The sequence below is a fragment of the Clostridium chromiireducens genome (assembly GCF_002029255.1).
GTDB classification, from domain to species: domain Bacteria; phylum Bacillota; class Clostridia; order Clostridiales; family Clostridiaceae; genus Clostridium; species Clostridium chromiireducens.
In genome coordinates this window covers 1-20948 of sequence record NZ_MZGT01000050.1, presented here as the reverse complement: position 1 = coordinate 20948, position 20948 = coordinate 1, and the positions used below count along the sequence as shown (strand labels likewise).

At 27.5% G+C, this 20948-nt stretch carries 22 protein-coding genes and 2 pseudogenes; all 24 read left to right on the top strand.

Features of this window, described 5'->3' with window-relative positions:
• Positions 1-114: 114 nt before the first annotated feature.
• The 24 genes and pseudogenes from rfbA to CLCHR_RS16890 all read left to right on the top strand — a co-directional run bounded on the left by rfbA (position 115) and on the right by CLCHR_RS16890 (position 19924).
• On the top strand, positions 115-1017 hold the full coding sequence (gene rfbA / locus CLCHR_RS16995; RefSeq protein WP_207652332.1) for a glucose-1-phosphate thymidylyltransferase RfbA: 903 nt from the start codon (positions 115-117) through the stop codon (positions 1015-1017).
• A 35-nt stretch (positions 1018-1052) separates the two neighbouring features.
• Entirely contained in the window at positions 1053-1607 is a 555-nt protein-coding gene (rfbC, locus tag CLCHR_RS16990) for a dTDP-4-dehydrorhamnose 3,5-epimerase (protein ID WP_079441013.1), read from the top strand.
• Positions 1608-1683: 76 nt separating this feature from the next.
• Positions 1684-2703: a dTDP-glucose 4,6-dehydratase gene (gene rfbB, locus CLCHR_RS16985; RefSeq protein WP_079441012.1), complete on the top strand. Its 1020-nt coding sequence runs from the start codon at positions 1684-1686 to the stop codon at positions 2701-2703.
• A complete protein-coding gene (locus tag CLCHR_RS16980; protein ID WP_242966142.1) occupies positions 2678-3676 on the top strand; it encodes a glycosyltransferase in 999 nt (332 codons plus the stop codon). The genes rfbB and CLCHR_RS16980 overlap by 26 nt, the downstream gene beginning before the upstream one ends.
• Before the next feature lie 40 nt (positions 3677-3716).
• On the top strand, positions 3717-4562 hold the full coding sequence (rfbD, locus tag CLCHR_RS16975; RefSeq protein ID WP_079441010.1) for a dTDP-4-dehydrorhamnose reductase: 846 nt from the start codon (positions 3717-3719) through the stop codon (positions 4560-4562).
• Positions 4563-4583: 21 nt separating this feature from the next.
• Complete coding sequence (locus tag CLCHR_RS16970; RefSeq protein ID WP_079441009.1) at positions 4584-5957, top strand: ABC transporter permease; 1374 nt, start codon at positions 4584-4586, stop codon at positions 5955-5957.
• Positions 5958-5975: 18 nt separating this feature from the next.
• Positions 5976-7232 (top strand): ABC transporter ATP-binding protein, encoded by a 1257-nt coding sequence (locus tag CLCHR_RS16965; protein ID WP_079441008.1) that lies wholly within the window; start codon positions 5976-5978, stop codon positions 7230-7232.
• A 25-nt stretch (positions 7233-7257) separates the two neighbouring features.
• Positions 7258-8178 carry a class I SAM-dependent methyltransferase gene (locus CLCHR_RS16960; protein ID WP_079441007.1) on the top strand — a complete coding sequence of 307 codons (921 nt, stop codon included), beginning with the start codon at positions 7258-7260 and terminating at the stop codon, positions 8176-8178.
• 1 nt (position 8179) lies between these two features.
• Complete coding sequence (locus tag CLCHR_RS16955; RefSeq protein WP_079441006.1) at positions 8180-9643, top strand: hypothetical protein; 1464 nt, start codon at positions 8180-8182, stop codon at positions 9641-9643.
• A gap of 12 nt (positions 9644-9655) precedes the next feature.
• Positions 9656-10825 carry a glycosyltransferase gene (locus CLCHR_RS16950; protein ID WP_079441005.1) on the top strand — a complete coding sequence of 390 codons (1170 nt, stop codon included), beginning with the start codon at positions 9656-9658 and terminating at the stop codon, positions 10823-10825.
• Positions 10825-12693 (top strand): glycosyltransferase, encoded by a 1869-nt coding sequence (locus CLCHR_RS16945; protein WP_079441004.1) that lies wholly within the window; start codon positions 10825-10827, stop codon positions 12691-12693. The genes CLCHR_RS16950 and CLCHR_RS16945 overlap by 1 nt, the downstream gene beginning before the upstream one ends.
• Positions 12690-13103, top strand: coding sequence for a sugar 3,4-ketoisomerase (locus tag CLCHR_RS16940; protein WP_079441003.1), 414 nt, complete (start codon positions 12690-12692; stop codon positions 13101-13103). Before CLCHR_RS16945 ends, CLCHR_RS16940 begins: the two co-directional genes overlap by 4 nt.
• Positions 13100-14044, top strand: a complete 945-nt coding sequence (locus tag CLCHR_RS16935; RefSeq protein ID WP_079441002.1) for an ATP-grasp domain-containing protein — start codon at positions 13100-13102, stop codon at positions 14042-14044. The genes CLCHR_RS16940 and CLCHR_RS16935 overlap by 4 nt, the downstream gene beginning before the upstream one ends.
• Positions 14034-14711 carry an HAD family hydrolase gene (locus tag CLCHR_RS16930; protein WP_079441001.1) on the top strand — a complete coding sequence of 226 codons (678 nt, stop codon included), beginning with the start codon at positions 14034-14036 and terminating at the stop codon, positions 14709-14711. Before CLCHR_RS16935 ends, CLCHR_RS16930 begins: the two co-directional genes overlap by 11 nt.
• Complete coding sequence (locus CLCHR_RS16925) at positions 14689-15774, top strand: DegT/DnrJ/EryC1/StrS family aminotransferase (protein WP_341456919.1); 1086 nt, start codon at positions 14689-14691, stop codon at positions 15772-15774. The genes CLCHR_RS16930 and CLCHR_RS16925 overlap by 23 nt, the downstream gene beginning before the upstream one ends.
• A complete protein-coding gene (locus CLCHR_RS16920; protein WP_079441000.1) occupies positions 15755-16807 on the top strand; it encodes an acyltransferase family protein in 1053 nt (350 codons plus the stop codon). The genes CLCHR_RS16925 and CLCHR_RS16920 overlap by 20 nt, the downstream gene beginning before the upstream one ends.
• Before the next feature lie 578 nt (positions 16808-17385).
• Complete coding sequence (gene tnpA, locus CLCHR_RS16915) at positions 17386-17667, top strand: IS66 family insertion sequence element accessory protein TnpA (RefSeq protein WP_242966141.1); 282 nt, start codon at positions 17386-17388, stop codon at positions 17665-17667.
• A 23-nt stretch (positions 17668-17690) separates the two neighbouring features.
• Positions 17691-18050: an IS66 family insertion sequence element accessory protein TnpB gene (gene tnpB / locus CLCHR_RS16910; protein WP_079440999.1), complete on the top strand. Its 360-nt coding sequence runs from the start codon at positions 17691-17693 to the stop codon at positions 18048-18050.
• 231 nt (positions 18051-18281) lie between these two features.
• Positions 18282-18440: a hypothetical protein gene (locus CLCHR_RS25275; RefSeq protein WP_242966140.1), complete on the top strand. Its 159-nt coding sequence runs from the start codon at positions 18282-18284 to the stop codon at positions 18438-18440.
• Positions 18427-18777: an IS66 family insertion sequence element accessory protein TnpB gene (gene tnpB / locus CLCHR_RS16900; RefSeq protein WP_079440998.1), complete on the top strand. Its 351-nt coding sequence runs from the start codon at positions 18427-18429 to the stop codon at positions 18775-18777. The genes CLCHR_RS25275 and tnpB (CLCHR_RS16900) overlap by 14 nt, the downstream gene beginning before the upstream one ends.
• A gap of 99 nt (positions 18778-18876) precedes the next feature.
• Entirely contained in the window at positions 18877-19056 is a 180-nt protein-coding gene (locus CLCHR_RS25270; RefSeq protein ID WP_242966139.1) for a hypothetical protein, read from the top strand.
• Positions 19057-19112: 56 nt separating this feature from the next.
• Positions 19113-19307, top strand: a pseudogene (locus tag CLCHR_RS25600) (IS66 family transposase zinc-finger binding domain-containing protein); the annotation flags it as partial.
• 63 nt (positions 19308-19370) lie between these two features.
• Entirely contained in the window at positions 19371-19502 is a 132-nt protein-coding gene (locus CLCHR_RS25495) for a hypothetical protein (RefSeq protein WP_278337013.1), read from the top strand.
• Positions 19483-19924: pseudogene (locus CLCHR_RS16890) on the top strand (IS66 family transposase). Before CLCHR_RS25495 ends, CLCHR_RS16890 begins: the two are co-directional and overlap by 20 nt.
• Positions 19925-20948: the final 1024 nt, after the last annotated feature.

Genomic DNA, 20948 nt, shown 5'->3' with positions numbered 1-20948 from the left:
ATTGAAGCTGGAATGCGAAAATAATGTATAATTTATAAGATAAATTGATAAATGAGCTCTTAATAAAAGATTAGATGTATTTTAGATATTATTATAGGTTTTATAAATTAGAAAATGTGGAAAGAAGTGGTGAATTTGACAAAGGGTATAATACTAGCAGGTGGAAGTGGGACAAGACTCTATCCTTTAACTATGGTGACTTCAAAGCAACTTTTGCCTGTATATGACAAGCCAATGATTTATTATCCATTATCAACATTAATGTTAGCTGGAATTAAGGATATATTGATAATTTCAACACCTAAGGATTTACCTAATTTTGAAAAGTTATTAGGTGACGGTTCAAGATATGGAATAAATTTATCCTATAAGAAGCAACCATCTCCAGATGGACTAGCTCAAGCTTTTTTATTAGGTGAAGAATTTATAGGAAAAGACAATTGTGCAATGATACTTGGAGATAATATATTCCATGGAAATGGATTAACTAAACATTTAAAAAAAGCAGTAGAAAATGAAGGACGAGCAACAGTTTTTGGTTATTACGTAGATGATCCAGAACGTTTCGGGGTAGTTGAATTTGATAAGGATGGAAAGGCTGTTTCTTTAGAGGAAAAGCCAGCAGTTCCAAAATCTAATTATGCAGTTACAGGGTTGTATTTTTATGATAAAAAAGTATGTGAATATGCAAAATTATTAAAACCATCACCAAGAGGAGAATTAGAAATTACAGATTTAAATAAAATTTATCTTGAAAATGGACAATTGGATGTAATAACCCTCGGGCGTGGATATGGATGGCTTGATACAGGAACTGTAGATAGTTTAACGGAGGCATCTGAATACGTAAAAGTAATTGAAACAAGGCAAGGCCTTAAAATAGCATGTTTGGAGGAAATTTCCTACAAAAATGGTTGGATTGATAAGGAAACTTTATTAGAGAGTGCGGATGAATATGGGAAAAGTCCATATGGACAACACTTAAAAAATGTTGCTATGGGAAAGATTGTATATTAATTGTGATTCAGTTTGACTGAAAGAGGAGAGTAAATATGAAATTAATAAAAACAAAATTAAAAGGGGTATATATACTAGAACCTCAAGTTTTTGGGGACGAAAGAGGATGGTTTATGGAAACCTACTCTAAAATCAAAACTCCAGAAATACCTTGTGATTTTGTGCAAGATAACCAATCATATTCAAAAGAAAAAGGAATACTTAGAGGAATTCATTTTCAAAATGGAGAACATGCCCAAGCAAAGTTAGTACGCTGTGTAAGAGGAGCTGTACTTGATGTTGTTGTGGATTTGAGAAAAGGATCACCTACATATAAGGAATGGGTGGCAGTAGAACTTTCGGCAGAAAATAGGAGGCAATTATTTATTCCAAGGGGGTTTGGACATGGTTTTTTAACTTTAACAAATGATGTGGAGTTTGTGTATAAAACTGATAATTACTACAATTACGAAAGTGATAGAAGCATAAGTTATTGCGATCCGGAAATAGGTGTTGAATGGGGAATTGAAAAACCAATTCTTTCAGAAAAAGATAAAAAAGCACCATTACTTAAAGATAGCGATTGTACTTTTATATATAATGATAATTAATGTATACTTTAAAAATGTATAACCAAGAATATAAATAATTTAATAAATATAATATGAATATTAAGGAGAGTATGTTATGAAGATAGTTGTAACAGGCGGTGCGGGGTTTATAGGTGGAAACTTTGTACATTATATACTTAAAAAATATAATGATTATAAAATAATATGTGTGGATGCTTTAACTTATGCCGGAAATATGGAAACATTAGCATCAGTTAAGGATAATTCTAATTTTAATTTTTATAAAATAGATATAGCTGATAGAGAAGCAGTTTATGAAATGTTTGAAAAGGAAAATCCAGATATTATAGTAAACTTTGCTGCAGAAAGCCATGTAGATAGATCTATAGAAAATCCGGAAATATTCTTAAAAACTAATGTTATAGGGACACAAGTACTACTTGATGCCTGTAGAAAATATGGTATAAAAAGATATCATCAAGTATCTACAGATGAAGTTTATGGAGATTTGCCTTTAGACAGACCGGATCTTTTCTTTACAGAAGAAACACCATTACATACATCAAGCCCATATTCTGCGAGTAAAGCATCAGCAGATCTTTTAGTTGGAGCATATTATAGAACCTTTAATGTTCCGTCTACAATTTCTCGTTGTTCTAATAATTATGGACCATATCATTTTCCAGAGAAATTAATTCCTCTTATGATAGCAAATGTATTGAATGATAAAGAATTACCTGTATATGGAAGTGGTGAAAATGTGCGTGACTGGTTATATGTTGAAGACCATTGCAGTGCAATAGATTTAATTATCCACAATGGAAAAGTTGGTGAAGTATATAATATTGGTGGGCATAATGAAAGAACAAATTTAGAAGTTGTTAAAACTATAATTCATGAATTAGGAAAATCAGAAGAACTTATTAAATATGTTGGAGATAGAAAAGGTCATGACATGCGTTATGCTATAGATCCTACAAAGATTCATAGTGAACTTGGATGGCTTCCAACAACAACATTTGATGAAGGGATCAAAAAGACCATTAAGTGGTATTTAGATAATAAATCTTGGTGGGAAAATATAATTAGTGGTGAATATGCAAGTTACTATGAGAAAATGTATGGAAGCAGATAGGTTTTCAACAGCAACATATAAGCCATTAGTATCTATATTATTAGCTGTCTATAAACCAAATAATAATTGGCTTATAGAACAGCTGATTTCGCTGAATGAACAAACATATGAAAATATTGAGCTGTTAGTTTATGATGACTGCCCTGATTTCCAGATAAATGAGGAGATTATAAAAAAATATATTACAAAGTTTTCATATAAATTAATACGAGGAATTGAAAATAAAGGTTCAAATAAAGCTTTTGAAGAACTTACCAAAATAGCTAAGGGGGATTTTTTTGCATATTGCGATCAAGATGATATTTGGGAATACAATAAAATATCATCAATGTTAGAAAAGTTACAAGAAAAAGAGGTTACACTTGTATGCAGTGATCTTTCAATAATTGATGAAAGTGGAAATAAAACAGCTGATAGTATTACAGATATAAGAAAGAGAATTGTATATAAATCAGGATATAATTTGGCAAAAGATTTGCTTATGACTAATTTTGTTACCGGATGTGCAATGATGGTTAGAAAGGAGATCGCTCAAAAAGCTATTCCATTTGAGGATACATTAATTCATGATCAGTGGATAGCGATTATAGCTGCTATAAATGGAAAAATAGAGTTTATAAATAAACCACTAGTGAAATATAGGCAACATAGTTTTAATCAAACTGGAATTTTAAAGGATGTATATGATAAAAAAACTTATTGTCAGAAAAGAATAGAAGAGTTTATTTACAGATATGAATCTTTAAAAAAAAGATTTACAAATAATGAAATTGAAAAAATTATAGATGATACTTTGATTTGGCTGGAAGCAAGAAAAAGTTATTTCTTTAAGCCGTCACTGGATTGTTTAAAGATTATGATAAAATATAGAAAGTTCCACAGGATTTCTATATTGATAGAATGTTTTTTACCTTTTATTCCTAATAGTATATATAAATTTATTATTAAGTTAACCCAAAAAGGAATAATATAAAAATTCAGAAGTAAAAGTCATATTATAAAGGAGAATAAAAATGATTTTAGTTACTGGAGTAAATGGACAGTTGGGATTTGATGTTGTAAGGGAATTAAAAAAAAGAAATATAGAATGTTTAGGAATTGATATAAAAGATTTGGACATAACAGATAGTGATGCTACTTATGAATATATTTTAAGCTTGAGACCTGAATGTGTTGTACATTGCGCAGCATATACTGCAGTAGATAGAGCGGAAGATGAAGAAGAACTATGTTTTAAGGTAAATGTAAATGGTACAGAAAATATAGCAAAGGCTTGCAAAGAGACAGACACTAAGATGATTTATATATCTACAGATTATGTGTTTAGTGGAAAAGGTGATGAACCTTTTGAAGTAGATGGAAATATAGAACCACATTCTGTTTATGGTAAAACAAAATATGAAGGTGAGCTAAAAGTACAAGAAATATTAGATAAATATTTTATAGTGAGGATATCTTGGGTATTTGGTGTTAATGGAAGTAATTTCATTAAGACTATGCTTAGACTGGGAAAAGAAAAAGAGAGTTTAAATGTAGTATGTGATCAAATAGGAAGTCCAACATATACTGCAGATTTAGCACCACTTTTGTGTGATATGGCTGCTTCCGAAAAATATGGTGTTTATAATGCAACCAATGAAGGATTTTGCTCATGGGCAGAGTTTGCAGAGGAAATTATGAAGCAAGCTAGATTAACATGTAAAGTTAATCATATACCAACAAGTGAATATGAGGCTAAGGCAATTAGACCTTTTAATTCTAGAATGTCAAAGAGAAAATTGAATCAAAATGGATTTAATTTGTTACCAGGATGGAAAAATGCAGTTAATAGATATTTAATTGAGATAAACATACTATAGAAAATAGAAAGTGATAGGAATATGAATAAAAAAAGAGTCATTAAATTAGTATTATTATTTATCATCATAGTTATTTTCAATACATTGATACTTAAAGAATGTAATTTGGTATATGACAGTATTACTTTATCTTATAATGTGATATCTGATAAACAAGATATATATCAAGTATTTTATGGAACAGACATGGAGATAAGTGAGGAAAGATCAGTAAAAGCAAGTTATGAAGAGTTAGGAAAAGAAGAAGAACTTAAATTTACAATTCCTAAAGATACAAAGCAAATAAGATTAGATTTAGGAAATCAACCAGCACAAATAAAACTTTCAAAGATAAGTTTGGAAAGTTTTTGGAAGAGTGTTAGTATTAATTTTGAAAGTATAATAAATTCAGAAGATAAAAATCAGATACAAAGTTTAACAAAACAAAGTGAGAATATTATTATAAATACGGATGGTAGTGATCCTTATGTGTACATTAATTTAGATAAAAATAGTATTAGCACATTAAATGAAAATTTCAATTTTATTAATTTAGCATTTAAAATAGCTCTTTGTTTAATTACAAATATTACAATATTAATTTTAGCTAAAATATATAGAAGTTTATTATCATTGGTTTTAGAAGTGAAAACCAATAGATTTCTTATATGGAATTTAGCTAAAAATGATTTTAAGACAAAATATGCAGGCTCATATTTAGGAGTTATTTGGGCATTTATACAGCCAGTTATTACAGTATTAGTTTATTGGTTTGTTTTTCAAATAGGTTTAAGAGCTACACCTATGGGAAATTTTCCTTTTGTGCTTTGGTTAATTGCAGGATTGGTACCGTGGTTTTTCTTTTCGGATGCGCTTCAATGTGCAACCAATAGTATGCTTGAATATAGTTATTTAGTAAAGAAAGTAGTATTTGAAATAAGCATTTTACCAGTAGTTAAGGTGGTTTCTGCATTTTTTGTGCATGTTTTTTTTCTAATATTTGCGATTGTTTTATATGAATGTTATGGATATGCATTTAATTTATATACACTACAAACAATTTATTATACATTCTGTATGTGTGTATTTGTTTTAGCAATAGCTTATTCAACGTGTTCAATTGTTATATTTTTTAGAGATTTAGCCCAAATAATAGGAATATTACTTCAAATTGGTGTATGGTTAACTCCAATAATGTGGAGTGTAGATATAATCCCAAAAAATTTGAAGTGGATTTTTATGATTAATCCTATGTTTTATGTAGTACAAGGGTACAGAGATTCCCTAATTAATCATGTATGGTTTTGGCGAAGAACCATAGAAACATTCTATTTCTGGAGCATAGTAGGCATGTTATTTGTGCTAGGAGTAGTGGTGTTTAAAAAGTTAAAAATCCATTTTTCTGATGTTATATAGAAAGAGGTATTATAGATCATGACAAATATATCTATAAAAGTAAAAGATGTAAGTAAAATATATAAACTGTATGATAAGCAAATAGATAGATTAAAAGAAGCTTTAGGAAAGAGAAAAGAATATCATAAAAAACATTATGCATTAAGCAATATCAATTTTGAAATAAAAAAAGGCCAGACAGTAGGAATTATAGGTAAGAATGGTTCTGGAAAGTCTACAATCTTAAAAATCATTACAGGAGTACTCAAACAAACCACGGGTGATGTATTTATATCAGGAAGAATATCGGCACTATTAGAACTAGGTGCAGGATTTAATATGGAGTATACAGGAATAGAAAATATTTATTTAAATGGTACTATGATTGGCTTTACGCGTCAGGAAATAGATGATAGGCTTGAGGATATAATAAATTTTGCAGATATAGGTGACTTTATTAATCAGCCTGTAAAAACTTATTCAAGTGGTATGTTTGTACGATTAGCTTTTGCAGTGGCAATTAATATTGACCCAGAAATATTAATTGTAGATGAAGCTTTATCAGTAGGTGATGTGTTTTTTCAGTCAAAATGTTTTAGGAAATTTGAGGATTTTAAGAAGTTAGGTAAAACTATTTTGATGGTAAGTCATGATTTGAGTAGTATTGCAAAATATTGTGATAAGGTAATTCTGTTGGATAGTGGTAAAAAAGTAGCTGAGGGAAAACCTAAAGAAATAATAGATATGTATAAAAAAATATTGGTTAATCAATTAGATGCAGGAAAAGAAAAACAACAAAAAGTCGAAAATAATCAAATAGAAGGTAAATGGAATGATTCCTTAATTGTTAATCCAGACAAAGTTGAATATGGAAGTAAATTAGCGGAAATTATAGATTTTGCAATAATTGATGAATATAATAATATAACGAATAACCTAATGAAATACAGTGAATTTAAAGTGAAGATGAAAGTAAGATTTGGGGAGGAGATAGAAGAACCGATTTTTGCATTTACTATTAAGGATTTAAAAGGAACAGAAATAACAGGCACCAATACAATGCTAGAAAAAGTTAATATAAGTATAATTAAAGCTGGAGAGATAAAGGAAATTACATTTACTCAAAAAATGAATCTTCAAGGTGGAGAATACTTATTAGCACTAGGATGCACTGGATTTAGAAATGGTGAATTTACTGTTTATCATAGACTATATGATATTTGTAATATATCTGTCATATCTCATAAAAACACAGTTGGATATTATGATATGGGATGTATGGTTGAAGTCTTATAAAATTGTTGTACAAGAGGAGATAAAAATGAAGGAATATATAGGGAAAGTACTTTTAGATTATGAGTATTATACTGGAAAAGATATATATAGCGATGGTGAAATAGAAGATGAATTATTAGTTATAGTAAAAAATAATACAACAGATGAATTTAATAACATAATTATGCAGAAAAAAAAATGGCCTATCTTATATCATTTATCTAATATTAGAGAAAATATTATTGAATGGATACCATTTACAAAAGATGATAGAGTATTAGAAGTTGGAGCAGGATGTGGAGCAATAACAGGAGTATTAGCTGAAAAGGCAAAACATGTAACATGTATAGAGTTGTCCAAAAAAAGAAGTTTGATAAATGCTTATAGGAATAAAGATAAGGAAAATATAGAAATTAGAGTGGGGAATTTTGAAGACATTAAAATTTCGGACAAATATGATTATATAACATTAATAGGCGTGTTTGAGTATGCTCAAAGTTATATAAATCAAGAAGAACCTTATGAATGCTTACTTAAACAACTTTACGAGAAATTAGATAATAAGGGAAAGTTAATCATTGCCATAGAAAATAAAATGGGAATGAAATATTGGGCTGGATGCAAAGAAGATCATGTGGATATGTTTTTTGAGGGATTAGAAGACTATTCAAATACTAAAGGTGTAAAAACATTTACTAAAAATGAAATTGAAAATATGTTTAAAAAGCTAGATATAAAGGATTATAGTTTTTATTATCCATATCCTGATTATAAATTTCCTAATACAATATATTCTGATGATTACTTGCCTAATGAAGGTGAATTGACAGACAACATGAGAAATTTTGATATGGATAGAATTAAATTATTCGATGAAAGTAAAGTATATAACATGATTATTAGAAATCAATTATTCCCAATCTATTCAAATTCTTATCTAATTATTGTAGAGAAAGGAAATAATTAATATGAGGCAAATGATTTATACTAGATATTCAAATGATAGAAATTCAAATTTTAATATTAGAACTAGTATATATAAAGAGGCTGATAACAGAAAAGTCGTTGAGAAAGTAGGCATGGATAATAGAGCTGAAAAGCATATTAACAATATTTATGAGAACTATTTACTGTTAAAGCAAAAAAATAATAATCCTAATATTGAAATTAATAAGGTTGAATATAAAGATGGTATATTAATATTTGATTATATAGAAGGAGAAACTCTAGCAAATAAAATTGATCGTCTTGTTAAAGAAGAAAATTTAAACGGGATAATAGAAATTGCGCAAAAATTTAAAAATTATTTAGAAGGTAGTCAGATTAAGAAGGTTTTTGAAGTAACAAATGAATTTATAGATATTTTTGGAGAAGTAAAATTTTCTGATATGCAAGAAACATTAGATGTTACTAATATCGATTTAAGTATGGATAATATTATAATTAGTAATAAGATTTATATTTTGGATTATGAGTGGGTGTTTAATTTTCCTATGCCGGTTAAATATGTAATATATAGAAATTTAAATAATTATTTAAATAGATGGATTACAAAACTAGAACATTTTTTACCTACTCTATTTCAAATACTAGGTATTACTGCAGAAGAAATAATAAATTACAATAATATGGAAAATGAATTTTTAAAGTATGTAAATAAAGATCATTATAATATATATTCTTTATATTCACTTCAAAAGAATAATGTTTTTGATATTAATGAGTTACTTGAAGAAAAAAAGCTAAGATACAATTCAGCACAGGTTTTTCAGGATAAAGGAAAAGGATTTTCAGAGGTTGATTCGTATAGAGTAGAATATGAAGAATTTAATGAACAGGAAAACATATTGGTATTGCCTATAGAAGATGATCTTTTAAATTTAAGAGTAGATCCATTGGATAGGGCTTGTGTAATGAAAGTTAATAATATATATGCATATAAAGAAGACAAAGCAATTACTGAAATTGATTTTATAAGTAATGCTAAATATGTTTTAGATAATATACTTCTTTTTGAAACAGATGATCCACAAATAGTATTCAATAATATAAACCTAGAACAAATAAGTAATATAAGAATAGAATTTAATATTTATGAAATGGAAATAAGTATATTAGAAGTTATACGGAATCTAATAGCTAAAAATAATCGTATTTTACTGGAGTCAGAGAAAAGACATAAAATTGAAAAGTTTGTTGATATGGGAGTGGATTATATTCAGGGAGAACGTAAAGAACTAATGGCTGAGGTGGAGAGAATAAGAGAGGAAAATCTAAAAATAATAGCTGATAGGGATGATCAACTGGTAAATAAAGATATAAAGTTAAAAGAAATAGAATCAGAGCTGAATAGAGTGGAAAATGAAATTAAAACAATAAAGCAGACCCGAATATGGAAGCTGTATGAGTGGGTATGTAAAAAAATACATTAAGGAAGGTTTTTTATGGAAAAAATATTATCTATTATTACACCTTTATATAATACGCCTAAAAATTTTCTTGAGGATTTAATAAGAGAAATAGAAATCAAGGCAGATAATATTAGAGATTTAGAATTAATATTTGTGAATGATTCACCCTCAAACTTAGAATTGGAATTTCTATTAAAATCTTTAATAGAAGAAAGAGATTATATAAAGATAGTGCGTAATAATAAGAATTTAGGAATTATGGAGAGTTATAAGGCAGGTTTTATAAATGCTCAAGGTAAGTACTGTTGTATTTTAGATCATGATGATATATTTGATCCTGAAGAGGTACTCAATACAATTAGAGCTGAAGATAATTTAGATATAATTTATACTAATGAATATAAATTGTGTGCTAATAAGAAGCAAGATTTTTTTAGTAAGCCTTCATATGATATTTTAAGTTCTACAATGTATTTTTATACACATCATGTTACAGTATATAAAAGTGAAATAGTTAGACATATATTAAATTGTAATAAAGATATTGATAAATATAGTTCAATATTCGATATATATATATATTTACAATACGTACATCAATTTAAAGGGAAAGATATACAAGTGAAACATATCCAAGGATATAACTATGGTTGGAGAATTCATGAGGCTAGTACAGCAGCTAGCTTAGATCAAAAATTATCAGGACATGTAGAAAGATTAAAGACCAATGAAGAATTTTATTTAATGTATGGAGAAAATCCGATTGTTAAGTTAGATAGAAATATACCATATTTAGTAGAAACAGAATTTTTTTCAGTCTACGATGAATTTAAATATCCATTAGAATTACCAGAATTTAAGAGCTGGTTAGAAAATGTGAATAATGAAAATGGAAAATATAATATTCAATTGTGTGGAGAAATAACGAATATGCATGAAGCCGAATTTATAATGAGATGCATGAAACGTTTGCCATTATACTATTTATCAGCACATAATATATCAACAGTATATATTCCATTTGAGAGAGAGTATGGAAAGATAATCAATGAGAGTTATAAAAAGCATTTATATAATGTTCCTATTATAATGAATACTAATAGTAGCATATTAGAAGGATTGACAGGAATTAAAATATCATTACTTTCAGAAAATAAGGGACATGAAGTTATATTTATGATAACAAAGGAGGGAGAGTATTAATGGGGAAGTGTAGTGTATTACTGCCAGTATATAATGGGGAAAAATATATCATAAAAACTATTAATTCTATATTGAATCAAACATATAAAGATATTGAAATTTTAATTGCCGATGATAAGTCGACAGATGGCACGCTCAGTATTGTGAAAGAATTAGAAAAGAAGTTTTTAGATAAAATTAGAGTGTATGAAAATGAGAGTAATAAAGGTGTAGGCAATAACTTATATAATTTAACAAAAAAAGTTAATGGTAAATATATAGCAATGATTGGTCAAGATGACATATGGGAAAATGACTATTTAAGAAGACAAATAGAAGCATTGGAAAAGGAAAGAGCAATTGTTGCATTTGGTAAAGTGAATTATATTGATTCAGAAGATATTGATATTCCAGATTATGTATTATTCGATCATAAACAAATTTCTAGTTTAAATAGAAGAAATTTATTTTTTAGATTATTTAAAGGAAATATGCTTTGTGCACCATCTTCAGTAATAAATTTAAATGAGGTAAACAAAGATGAAGTGATAAAGTTTTGGGGATATAATAATGATAAACTTCAAGATTATGAATTATGGTTATTTTTGAGTTTAAAAGGGGACTTTATTTATAATAAACAAGCATGCTGTAATTATAGGATACATAATCAAAATTTTAGTAGTGCTCAGACAAGAATTATACAAGCAAGACATGAATTTTATGCAACATTGAGACGAGTAGTTTTTTCAAATACTTTTATGAAAACCATAGAAGAGAGTAATGACAAAGAAATGTATATTACGGAGTTTTTGGGAAGTTTAATATATAATATGGAATTTTGCAGACTGCTCAGAATATTAGTTATAGATTACTGTGAATATATGTTAAATGAGGGGTACGAGTACAATATATTAAAGAGTACATTAGCTAAATATTATAATGAAATAGGAATGTTAAATAAGGTGATTGCATTAGAAGGAAAATTAGATAAAAAAATAAGTGTAGTTGTATGTGGGAATGTAGATAAGTTTAGAGAAGAGGAATTGAAAAGAGAGCCAGATAACTTTGAAATATCTACTAATATTGAGGACATTAACGAAGAAACAATATGTATAACTCAAAGTGATTCATTAGAATATATGTTAAATAATAAAGCATTTTTTAATAATGCAACAAAAAATAAGGTAGTTATATTGTGTAAGGAAGAAGAAGAATCCAGGCTGATGCAAGCTTATTCTAATTTACTAGTGGTATCTAGGGGAAATCCTAAAAATTTACGACAGTTACTTATTAATTTTGTAGAAGACAAAACTGATATGTATTATTCAGGATATTTTAATATAAGGTACAAATATGATCCATTCAGAATTAAGAATAAATCAAATATATTTTTAATTGAAAATAATGATAAAATAGTGAGGCGGGTAAAGTTTCTTACTAATATAAATGTAAAGAATATAAGTATTAGCACTTCAAATAAAATAATTGATAATATATGGGCAGTTACAAATAATGAGTGGCATATAGAAGATAACAATAATACTGGTGATTTTTATATTAGAACAAAAGAAGAACTTGATATAGGAATGAAAATAGTTATAAATAATGAGATATATGTATTAAATTCATTAATTATGAACGAAAATAATGAAATTATACCTAAGTATAGCATATTTTCATATTATATGAGTAATCCAGAAAATGAAAGTATATATTCAGTAAATAATGAGTATTTTACTGAAATTAATGACTACTATAGAATAGTAAATTCTCGAAGTTACAAATATCAGCAGAAGATAAATAACTTTATTGATAGACATAATTTAAGAAAGTTAATGAAGTGGATAGACAGAAAGTTAACAAAATTATATAGGAGATTAAAGAAATGATAGAGGGAGTACAAAAAATAAAATTTGAAATTCATGGAGATCATAGAGGGTCATTAATTGCAATAGAAAATTTTAAAGAAATTCCATTCGTAGTAAAAAGGTTATATTATATATTTAACACTAGTGAAAATGTGGTTAGGGGAAAGCATGCACATAAAAAGTTACAACAAATGGTGATTTGCATGAGTGGATCTTGTGACTTTATGGTGGACAATGGTGATGAAAAAGAAGTGATTCATTTGGATAACAATCATGAAGGATTATATATAAATAAACCTATTTGGAGAGAAATGAGTAAATTTTCTTCTGATTGTGTACTAGTCGTATTAGCAAGTGATATATATGATACAGAAGATTATATTTATAGCTATGATGAATTTGTAACATATAAAAGGAGTGTTAATAAATGAAAAGTATACTAATTACATCTATTGGAAGTTCAACTGCAGTAAATTTTATTAAACTTTTAAAGAGAAGATATGAAATTATTGGTTGTGATATCAATGAGTATGGATATACAGCTGGAAGCATGATGGTTGATGAATACTATAAAGTTTCTTTAAGTAGTGATGAAAAATATATAGAAGAGATAGTAGATATTATAAAGAGAGAAAATGTAAAGGTAATTATTCCTATTCACGATGAAGAAATATATCAAATTTCCAAACATAAAAATCAGATAGAAAAAGCAGGAGTAAAGGTTCTAATTCCAGAAGTTGAATATATTGAGTTATTCAGAGATAAATACTTAGCGTCTAAAGCTGTTCAAAAGATTGGCGTAAAAATACCTAAAATATTTGAAGGAGAGATACCTATAAATAAGCAAAAACTTATAAAAAGAGAAAAGGTATCTGTTGGAAGTAAGGGAATAGAAATATTAGATTCTTGGAAAGAAAATATAATAATAGACCCCAAAAAAGAGTTCTTACAGGAATATATCGAAGGCGATGAGTATACAGTAGATATAATGAAATATGGAGATGAAGAAATATTAATCATTCCAAGATTACGAATGGAAATAAAATCTGGTGTAGCAACAAAGGTCAAAATAGAAAAAGATGAAGCATTAATCTCAGTATGTAAAAAGATTTTAGAAGAGTACCCTCTAATGGGCTTTTCTAATATTCAATTTATTAAGGATAAAAACGATAATATATATTTTATTGAGTTAAATCCACGATTTGGAGGAATGAGCATTTCTTCTGTGTTGGCTAGTGATAATTATGTAGAACTATATGTTGAAAAGATTATAGAAGATGAAAATTCTATTAAAAGAGTAAAGGAAATAAATATAAAGTGGAATTCAATAGTAACGAGATATTTTGAGGAGAAAATATTTTATGAAAGCTAATTGTTTTATTGATTATGATGGAACGCTGACTTGCAATAAGAAAAGGCTATATGCCTTTTTTATTCAAAATATATCACCCCAATATAAAGAAGTTCTAAGTGAAGATGAATTTTGGAGTATTAAAAGGTTAGGAATAAATGAAATAGAATGGATTAATGGAAAATTTCACGATAATTTAGATGCTAAGTATTGGAATGAACTAAAAAAACAATGTATAGAAAATGAAGAATATTTACAATATAATAAGCTGTTCGATTATACAAAATGTGAATTAGAAAGATTAAAGCAGGATTATAGATTAATTTTAGTAAGCAGAAGAAGTAATTCAAAAAATTTAATTAATGAAATAGAGCGAGAAGGATTAATTTATTTTTTTGATGATATAGTAATAGTTCCACATGATAAGTATACTAAAGCAGAACATATAAAAAGATGTAAAAATATTGAACTAACTAATAATGATATCTTTATAGGTGATACAGAAGATGATATTATGACTGGTATAGAATTGAATATAGAAATATATTTTGTTAAAAGTGGAATTAGGTCTAATTGGATTATTAATAAATTAGGCGTTGGAGAATATAAGAAATTACAAATTATTAATGATATAAGAGAAATTAGAAGTAGGAGGAAGAAATACAATGATGAAAATACCAGCTTATGATATGACAGGAATTCATAATGAAATAAAAAAACAAGTATCAGAAACAATGGAACGTGTGATAGATAAAAATTGGTTTATCCAAGGAGAAGAAGTAAACAGTTTTGAAAAAGAATATGCAGAATTTACAGGAACAAATGAAGCAATAGGAGTTAGTAACGGCTTAGATGCATTAAATTTAAGTTTAGTATCACTAGAAATACCAAAAGGTTCGGAGGTTATTATTCCAGGAAATACTTTTATTGCAACTGCTTTAGCAGCCAGTTATGCAGACTTAAAAGTTGTATTAGTAGATCCTGATATAGATACCTATACTATAGATTCTAAGAAGATTGAAAATGCTATCACAGATAAAACGAAGGCAATTATGCCAGTACATCTATATGGAAGAGCATGCGAGATGGATGCAATAATGGAAATTGCTAAAAAATATGGCCTTTATGTTATTGAGGATAATGCACAAGCACAAGGGGCTACATATAAAGGAAGACAGACAGGAACATTTGGAGATGCTGCTGCAACTAGTTTTTATCCAGGTAAGAATATTGGTGCTTTTGGAGATGGTGGAGGCATAACAACTAATAATGATGAGTTAGCAAAGAAAATTAGGATGTATCAAAATTATGGAAGTGAGCAAAAATATTATCATGAGTATAAAGGATTTAATGCAAGATTGGATGAAATACAGGCTGCGATTTTAAGAATTAAATTGCCTCTATTAAAAAAATGGAATAATGAAAGAAAAGAAATTGCACAAATATATGGAGCGAATATTAACAATAGTAAAATTATTTTACCACAATATTATGAAGGTAATGTCTGGCATCAATATGTTATACGAACAGAACAGAGAGATGAATTACAAAAATACTTATCAGATAATGGTATATCAACTGTTATACATTATCCAATCCCGATACATAAGCAAAAAGCTTACAGCGAACTAAGTCATTACTCACTACCTGTAACCGAAGAATTATGCAACACCGTATTAAGTTTGCCAATATACCCATATATTGGAGAAGAAAAGTTAAACTATATTATAGATGTACTTAATAGATATTAGGTTAAATAGAATGAGAAAAAGAGTATTTTATTTAGATTTTATTAGGGCAATATCAGTTATGTTAATTATTACATATCATTTTAATGTACAGATAGGTTTGCATAATATTAATACAAAATATGTGATGATACAAAACTTTGCCAATGAGAATATTGGTTCTATAGGTATAACACTGTTTATAATGATTTCAGGAATGGCGTTAATGTTAAATTATAAGGATAATCTTGATATGGAACTATTTATAAAGAAAAGGATAACGACACTTTATCCTATATATTGGATTGGATATATATTAACATTTATAATATTAGCTATTATAATTAGAGGAATTCCTGTATCAGCAGAAGGATGGAGTTTTGTATTTACTATAGTTGGAATGGATGGATTTTTGTATTATATAGTTCCGAATTTTTATTTGATTGGAGAATGGTTTTTTGGATTTATTATAATTTTATATTTGATATTTCCTATAGCAAGAATATTACTTCTAAAATATCCTAAGCGAACATTAGGAATTGTTATTATAGTATATATATTTCTAACAAGCCATTATGGCAGGTTATTTCAAATTGATGTGGTGAGAAATCCTTTAATTAGATTGTTAGATTTTATGTTTGGTATGAGTTTAGCTGTTTATATGAAGGAAATAAAATCATATCAGTTTCTTGTTGGTATAATAGGTTTAATAATATTATTAGGGGTTCCACTAAATATATCGCATATATATATAGCATTTTTAGCAGGAGCATTAGTGTTTATTTGTTTGATTTATATATCGAAGTACATAAGGTTAGAAAGTGTAAGAAAGTTAATAAGCTTTATTAGTAAATATTCTTTTGCAGCTATACTTACCCATCATAATATTATTGCTCAGATATTAAATAGATTTAATAATACACAAATAAGTATACAGTGCACATATTTATTATATATTGTAGTTTTAATGATTACATTTTTGGCAGCATTTTGTTTGTTTGAATTAACGATAAAGATAAAAAGTATGAGCAACTTTAGTAGGAATGGTATTAATTAGATCTAGTAACATCAGGACTTCGGACTTTGAAAGCACTCGGGTGATAATGCTATACAAGTTATTTACCCGACTCACCGAGATCTAAAAGTTTCCAGGTGCAAGTTTAAAAGTAAACAGCGCAGATAAGATAAAATTAAAATCTTATCTGTTTTGTAAGTAAGAGATGGAATAATCCTTTTTGTAGTTAGTTGAATTTACGGTAATAGAAGTTTTATTAAAGTAGGAAAAATAATAAAATATAATGATAAAGGGCTCGTCCAAGGATAAATTTATTAAAATATTAAATGAAGACTATGAATTGGTGCGTTATAAAATTAAAGAAAATGGCAAGCTATGTCATATTTCTTTGCAAAGAGTCGAGTTTTTGTGAAAATTTATAATTTGTAAGTTCAAATTAAATATATAAATAGAAAGAACAGATAAGATAGAATTAAATAAAATGTACCCTATAGGATAGAAAGTTTAATAAAAGTCTATCTTATAGGGTACTATGTAAGCGTAAAAAAATTAACGGATAGAAAATGCAAGCCACCATTGTTAAAATTAGCATAGATTTTAACGATGGAGGTTTATTTTATATGAATAATAATGAAAATATAAATTGGAGAGAAATTGTTGCTGGCTTTTCTTCTTACGAGGGAACGTTGGGAAATTTCTGCAATATAAATCACATTACTAAAAGTCAATTCTATTACTATAAAAAGAAGTTTAATAATGAAAATAATAATTTACAGTTTCATGCAATTTCCATGAGAGAAGAAAGAGTAAGAACTGAAATTACTGTAGTTCCAACTGATAGACCTAATATAATAATAGAAATAGGAGCCGCTAAAATACATGTACCTAGCTGTTTTGAGTAATTTTCTTAAGGATCTGATTACAAATGTTCAATCTTAATAAAGTTAATACAGTTTATCTTGCATGTGGCATAACAGATTTGCGAAAAAGCATTGATGGAGTAGTAGTTATTGTGCAAACGCAGCTAAAGCTGGATCCGTTTGAAAAAACCTTGTTTGTCTTTTGTAATAGGCAAATGAATAGAATTAAAATCCTCCACTTTGAGGAAGGATTCTGGTTGTACTATTTTCGACTTGAAAATAGTAAATTAAAATGGCCGATGACTCCAGATGAAGTTCTTAAAATTAACAAAGAAGAATTGAAATGGCTACTTATGGGATATGAAGTTAGAACTAAGTCTAAATTTAAGCCAATTGAAGGTAAGCGTAAAAAAATTAACGGATAGATAAAGGTAAACCTCTTTTGTTAAGATTAGCATAGATTTTAACAATGGGGGTTTATTTATATGAATAATAACGAAAATATAAATTGGAGAGAAATCGTTGCTGCCTTTTCTTCTTAAGAAGGAACGTTAGGAAATTTATGCAATGCAAATCATATTACTAAAAGTCAATTTTATTATTATAAAAAGAAATTTAAGGAGGGAGATAATAATCTACAGTTTCATGCTATTTCCATGAGAGAAGAAAGAGTGAGAACTGAAATCACTGTAGTTCCGGCTGATAGACCTAATATAATAATTGAAATAGGAACAGCTAAAATATATGTACCGGCCAATGAAATAGCTGTTTTAAGTAATTTACTTAAGGATCTGATTACAAATGTTCAATCTTAATAAAGTTAATACAGTTTATCTTGCCTGCGGAATAACAGATTTGAGAAAAAGCATTGATGGGCTAATCGTGATTGTGCAAACTCAGCTAAAGCTGGATCCATTTGAAAAAGCCTTGTTTGTTTTTTGTAATAGACAAATGAATAGAATTAAGATACTTCACTTTGATGAAGGATTCTGGCTGTACTATTTTCGACTTGAAAATAGTGAATTAAAATGGCCAATGACTCCAGACGAAGCTCTTAAAATCAATAAAGAAGAATTGAAATGGCTGCTTATGGGATATGAAGTTAGAACTAGGTCTAAATTTAAGCCAATTGAAGTAAGAAACAGCTTTTAAAATAAATATTGATATAAGCCCTTAATTTTGAACTTTTACAAATTTCGGAATTTAAAGTATTGTGTTAATATATGCCTATATTTGTTGTGAGGTATAGGAATGGATATTTTAGATTTAGAAGATCAACTTGATGAAAAAACAAAATTATTGATTTCTGAAATGGAAAAAGAAATTGAAACTAAGGATAAAGAAATTTATGATTTAAAAAAGGAATTGGCTTTTCTCAAAGGACAAATTATTAATAAAAATAGAAGAATTTTTGGACAATCTAGTGAATAAGTTGATTCAAGGCAGCTCTCACTTTTTAATGATGCTGAAAAAACAGTGATCTTAAAATAGATGAGCCTTCCATTGAAGATATTACATATACAAGAAAAAAATCATATTCTTATTTAGGAAAGAAAGATAATTTATCCGGCCTAGATAGAGTTACAATTGAGCATAAACTTGATAAATCTCAAACATTTTGTGATAAATGTGGGAAGGATTTAGTTATAATCGGTAAAAAATCAAAAGAAATTTTAAAATATAAGCCAGCAGAACTTTATATAGAAGAACATATTTTATATACATATACTTGCAAAAATTGCAAAATGGATGCTGATGAAGCCAATATAATTTCTGCAAAAATGCCAAATACTTTTTTATATAAAAGTATGGCCTCAAATGGATTATTAGCTTATGTAGTGGACATGAAATATCAATATGCCATGCCATTATTATAGAAAGGAATCATATTTTAAGATGATAGATGTTAACCTTTCAAGACAGACAATATCTAATTGGATAATAAATTGCGCTGATGAACTTTACCATGTCTTTAATTATATGAAAGAGGAACTCCTAAAAAAATTATATCCACGCCTATGAAACATATGTGAAGGTTATTGAAGAAAGCGGAAAAGATTCGAATTCAAAAAGATTCATGTGGCTATATCGCTCTGGAGGCATTGAAAATCCAGTAAGTCTATATGATTATCAGAAAACAAGATCTGGCTCTTGTGATGAAGAATTTCTTAAAGGATTCTCAGGCTACCTTCAAACAGATGGACATAATAAAGTCAAAAATATAAAAAGATTATATTGTATGGCTTATATTGGAAGAAAATTCTTTGAAATAATATCACCCTTAGGCCTGAAAATTTAAAGCAATCACATGCACTAGAAGGGTTTAATTATTTTGAGCAACTTTATGAAATTGAAAAACAGCTAAGGGAATAATATATGAGCAGTGATGATTATTATGATGATCGAAATACAATAAAGCTCAAGAGATCTGCACCTATTATTAAGAAATTTAAGAATTTGAAATGTTAGCAAATTCCGAAATCAATGAAAGGAATATACTGGGAAAATATATGTTTTGGTCTGAAAACATCCCAGATGATCTGCGCGTTAGGACTACCAAATAATTATTTCTATATAAAATTGTACCCAACAGAGAATATAAGTTTTTTTGTTGGGTTTATTTTATCACTTGAATTACATTACCGCTACGCGTCGATTCTTTGACCCTTACCATAAAACAATGACCGTTGATCATCCTTATGATATCATAGTATCATTATTATTAAATATATTTATTATTCTATATTTGTATTTATTTAATTTTCAGTTTAAATTTTGGGCTCTACTTGGCAATATTTCATTAGAATTATATATAGTATGAAAAATACTGTATATAATAATATCAGTTAACGTACATGTTAACACAGACTTAAATCAATTTCTAATTTTCATAACTATGTCAATGGCATTATCATTTTTTGTTAGACGTATTATAAACATTTGTATAGAATATATAAGAAATATCTTTATAAAAATATGAAACTAAATATCAATAATTTACAACATATTATCTTAAAATGAATAAAGTCTTATGGAAAGGTAAGTGATTAAGATTTTTCAGAATCATTTATTAAAACAATATATTCTTATGATAAAGTCAATGGATTACATAGATTTTGACAGATAAAGCAATTATCAAAGTCTAATATTTTTAACTTTAAATAATAAAACACTAGTGAGAAATATTTATCTAGATTGCTCCATATTAAGCTAATTTACAATAGTAATTATTAATAGGTTACTAGAGAGAATTATATAAATGTCATATTAAATAATTGATAAATATAAGGTTATTATTAGAAGTTCAAAAGATAGAATTATAA

Coding starts and splice junctions, on each gene's coding strand:
- rfbA (WP_207652332.1), top strand. CDS start 115: ATGTGGAAAGAAGTGGTGAATTTGACAAAGGGTATAATACTAGCAGGT.
- rfbC (WP_079441013.1), top strand. CDS start 1,053: ATGAAATTAATAAAAACAAAATTAAAAGGGGTATATATACTAGAACCT.
- rfbB (WP_079441012.1), top strand. CDS start 1,684: ATGAAGATAGTTGTAACAGGCGGTGCGGGGTTTATAGGTGGAAACTTT.
- CLCHR_RS16980 (WP_242966142.1), top strand. CDS start 2,678: ATGAGAAAATGTATGGAAGCAGATAGGTTTTCAACAGCAACATATAAG.
- rfbD (WP_079441010.1), top strand. CDS start 3,717: ATGATTTTAGTTACTGGAGTAAATGGACAGTTGGGATTTGATGTTGTA.
- CLCHR_RS16970 (WP_079441009.1), top strand. CDS start 4,584: ATGAATAAAAAAAGAGTCATTAAATTAGTATTATTATTTATCATCATA.
- CLCHR_RS16965 (WP_079441008.1), top strand. CDS start 5,976: ATGACAAATATATCTATAAAAGTAAAAGATGTAAGTAAAATATATAAA.
- CLCHR_RS16960 (WP_079441007.1), top strand. CDS start 7,258: ATGAAGGAATATATAGGGAAAGTACTTTTAGATTATGAGTATTATACT.
- CLCHR_RS16955 (WP_079441006.1), top strand. CDS start 8,180: ATGAGGCAAATGATTTATACTAGATATTCAAATGATAGAAATTCAAAT.
- CLCHR_RS16950 (WP_079441005.1), top strand. CDS start 9,656: ATGGAAAAAATATTATCTATTATTACACCTTTATATAATACGCCTAAA.
- CLCHR_RS16945 (WP_079441004.1), top strand. CDS start 10,825: ATGGGGAAGTGTAGTGTATTACTGCCAGTATATAATGGGGAAAAATAT.
- CLCHR_RS16940 (WP_079441003.1), top strand. CDS start 12,690: ATGATAGAGGGAGTACAAAAAATAAAATTTGAAATTCATGGAGATCAT.
- CLCHR_RS16935 (WP_079441002.1), top strand. CDS start 13,100: ATGAAAAGTATACTAATTACATCTATTGGAAGTTCAACTGCAGTAAAT.
- CLCHR_RS16930 (WP_079441001.1), top strand. CDS start 14,034: ATGAAAGCTAATTGTTTTATTGATTATGATGGAACGCTGACTTGCAAT.
- CLCHR_RS16925 (WP_341456919.1), top strand. CDS start 14,689: ATGATGAAAATACCAGCTTATGATATGACAGGAATTCATAATGAAATA.
- CLCHR_RS16920 (WP_079441000.1), top strand. CDS start 15,755: ATGTACTTAATAGATATTAGGTTAAATAGAATGAGAAAAAGAGTATTT.
- tnpA (WP_242966141.1), top strand. CDS start 17,386: ATGAATAATAATGAAAATATAAATTGGAGAGAAATTGTTGCTGGCTTT.
- tnpB (WP_079440999.1), top strand. CDS start 17,691: ATGTTCAATCTTAATAAAGTTAATACAGTTTATCTTGCATGTGGCATA.
- CLCHR_RS25275 (WP_242966140.1), top strand. CDS start 18,282: ATGAGAGAAGAAAGAGTGAGAACTGAAATCACTGTAGTTCCGGCTGAT.
- tnpB (WP_079440998.1), top strand. CDS start 18,427: ATGTTCAATCTTAATAAAGTTAATACAGTTTATCTTGCCTGCGGAATA.
- CLCHR_RS25270 (WP_242966139.1), top strand. CDS start 18,877: ATGGATATTTTAGATTTAGAAGATCAACTTGATGAAAAAACAAAATTA.
- CLCHR_RS25495 (WP_278337013.1), top strand. CDS start 19,371: ATGGATGCTGATGAAGCCAATATAATTTCTGCAAAAATGCCAAATACT.